This is a genomic window from Mycobacterium sp. (assembly GCF_050701675.1).
Classification (GTDB): Bacteria; Actinomycetota; Actinomycetes; order Mycobacteriales; family Mycobacteriaceae; genus Mycobacterium.
In genome coordinates this window covers 1-2,456 of sequence record NZ_JBOGDD010001068.1, presented here as the reverse complement: position 1 = coordinate 2,456, position 2,456 = coordinate 1, and the positions used below count along the sequence as shown (strand labels likewise).

The following is a 2,456-nucleotide window of genomic DNA, read 5'->3' as shown; positions in this document are numbered from 1 at the left end:
CCTGGTGCAGGCCTGACGTGGACCGGGAATTGCTGCGAGAGGCCGTTCTTCGCGCGCTCGACGCCGTCATCGACCCCGAACTCGACGAGCCGATCACCGACCTCGGGTTCGTGCACACGGTGGACCTCTCGCCCGATGGCGATCTGGAGGTTCATCTGCGCCTTCCGACGTCGTTCTGCGCGCCGAACTTCGCCTACCTGATGGCCTCGGACGCCAAAGACGTTCTGGTCAAGCTGGATTGGACGCGGGAGGTCACGGTAGAGCTCGACGACCACCACGACTCCGACATCATCAACACCGGCCTGGCGGCCGACGCCGGGTACCGGGGCACGTTCGCGCACGAGGCCGAGGACGGCCTCGACGAACTACGCGTGACGTTCCAGCGCAAGGCGCACACCGCAGCCATGGAACGCTGCCTCACCGCCCTGCTGCGCGCCGAACCGGAACGCCCGGTCGCCGATCTCGGCGGGGTCCGGATCCGGGACCTTCCCGCCGACGACGCCACCGCCGCGTTGCTGAGACGGCGGCGTGACATCGGATTGGCCACCGCGCCAGAGGATCTGGTGTTGGTCGACCACACCGGAACCGGGTACGCCCCCGACGACGTCCCGATGGCGTTGCGCCGCGCCAGGTCCACCCGGATCTCGATCGACGGGAACGCCCACTTCTGCCGGGGACTCCTACGCACCCGCTACCCCGATGCCGATCAGGCTCGACAACTCACACTCGTTGGAAGGAACGCACAGTCATGAGCACCATGAGAGCCGTCCAGGTCATCGGCTACCACCAGAATCTCCAGATGGCCGAGGTCCCGGTACCGACCCCGACCGGACCGTTCGACGTCGTCGTCAAGATCGGTGGCGCCGGCGTCTGCCGGACCGATCTGCACATCCTCGAAGGCCAGTGGGCCGAGAAGTCACAGGTTGCGCTGCCGTACACGATCGGGCACGAGAACGCGGGCTGGGTACAGGCCGTCGGTTCCGCGGTGACCAACGTCGCCGAGGGCGACAAGGTGATCGTGCACCCGCTGATCACCTGCGGGCTGTGCCGGGCCTGCCGCTCGGGTGACGACGTGCACTGCGAGGCAAACCAATTCCCTGGCATCGACACCAACGGCGGGTACGCCGAGTACCTCAAGACCTCGGCGCGCAGCGTGGTGAAGATCGACGACTCGCTCGAGCCCTCGGACGTCGCCGCGCTCGCCGACGCGGGCCTGACCGCCTATCACGCCGCCGCCAAGGCCGCCCGCCGACTGACGCCGCGGGACCATTGCGTCGTCATCGGCGCGGGAGGGTTGGGCCACATCGGCATTCAGGTGCTCAAGGCGCTCTCCCCCGCCGAGATCATCGTCGTGGACCGCAACCCCGAAGCGCTCAAACTCGCCGAGGCGATCGGTGCCGACCGCAGCGTCGTCGCCGACGGCAATCAGGTCGAGCAGGTTCTCGAACTCACCGGCGGCCACGGTGCCGAGACGGTCGTCGACTTCGTCGGCGAGGGTGGCGCCACCCGCGAGGGCATCGCCATGCTGCGCCGGGCGGGCGATTACCACGTCGTCGGGTACGGCGAGAACATCGACGTTCCGACGATCGACGTCATCTCCACCGAGATCAACTTCATCGGCAACCTGGTGGGGTCCTACAACGACCTGTGCGACCTGATGGCGCTCGCCGCCCGCGGTTCCGTCAACCTGCATACGCAGAAGTACGCGCTCGACGACTTCCAGTCCGCCATCGACGATCTCGACGCCGGCAACGTCCGCGGCCGCGCGATCCTGACCCCGTAGGAGCCCTCGTGATTTTCATCGTCGTGAAGTTCAAGCCGAAGCCGCAGTACGTCGAGAACTTCCCCGACCTGATGGCCGACTTCACCGCCAGCACCCGCGCCGAGCCGGGCAACCTGTGGTTCGACTGGTCGCGCAGCCTGGAGGACTCTGGCGAATACGTTCTGGTGGAGGGCTTCCGCGACGGGGACGCCGGCAAGGAACACGTCACCAGTGCACACTTCGACAAGTTCATCGCCGACACGCCTGCGCTCTTGGCGTCGACGCCCAAGATCATCAGCCAGACCATCGACGCGACCGGTTGGTCGGAGATGGGTGAGATGACGGTGTAGCGGCGCCGCTACTTGAAGCGCCCGGCGAAGCCGCGCAGCGGCAGATCGGCGCTGGTGATCAGACCGGGCGGTGCGGCGACGACGGACCGAAGAGCGTTCAGCGCGGGCAGGCCGGTGACCGTCATGCCGATGGAGGCGAAGTTGTCCGGGTTGGACAGGTCGACGCCCGGCTTCGGGAAGATCATGTGCTTGTTGTAGACGCAGGGGTCGCCCTTGATCTGAGTGATGTAGCAGCCCTTGATGTCCCAGCTGGGATCGGTGTGCGGCGTCATCTGCCACTCGAGGTGCGTCTCGACCCGCGGAACACCGTCGACCATGCCCTGGTACTTGATGTAGTTGCCGCC

General features: G+C 66.7%; 3 protein-coding genes and 1 pseudogene. 3 read left to right on the top strand and 1 reads right to left on the bottom strand.

What is annotated here, in order from left to right:
- Positions 1–29 precede the first annotated feature (29 nt).
- From ACRDUX_RS32785 to ACRDUX_RS32775, 3 genes are read left to right on the top strand one after another with little or no spacing between them, the layout of a single operon-like run.
- A complete protein-coding gene (locus ACRDUX_RS32785) occupies positions 30–752 on the top strand; it encodes an iron-sulfur cluster assembly protein (protein WP_526420346.1) in 723 nt (240 codons plus the stop codon).
- A gap of 5 nt (positions 753–757) precedes the next feature.
- Positions 758–1,783 carry an NAD(P)-dependent alcohol dehydrogenase gene (locus tag ACRDUX_RS32780; protein ID WP_526420344.1) on the top strand — a complete coding sequence of 342 codons (1,026 nt, stop codon included), beginning with the start codon at positions 758–760 and terminating at the stop codon, positions 1,781–1,783.
- Between the two features lie 8 nt (positions 1,784–1,791).
- Positions 1,792–2,112 carry a putative quinol monooxygenase gene (locus ACRDUX_RS32775; RefSeq protein ID WP_526420342.1) on the top strand — a complete coding sequence of 107 codons (321 nt, stop codon included), beginning with the start codon at positions 1,792–1,794 and terminating at the stop codon, positions 2,110–2,112.
- Between the two features lie 8 nt (positions 2,113–2,120).
- On the opposite strand, the pseudogene ACRDUX_RS32770 reads toward ACRDUX_RS32775, so the two are convergent.
- A pseudogene (locus tag ACRDUX_RS32770) lies at positions 2,121–2,456 on the bottom strand (dihydrodipicolinate reductase); the annotation flags it as partial.

What these genes read in the sequence shown, in the direction of transcription:
- ACRDUX_RS32780 (WP_526420344.1), top strand. Translation starts at nt 758, where the DNA reads ATGAGAGCCGTCCAGGTCATCGGCTACCACCAGAATCTCCAGATGGCC.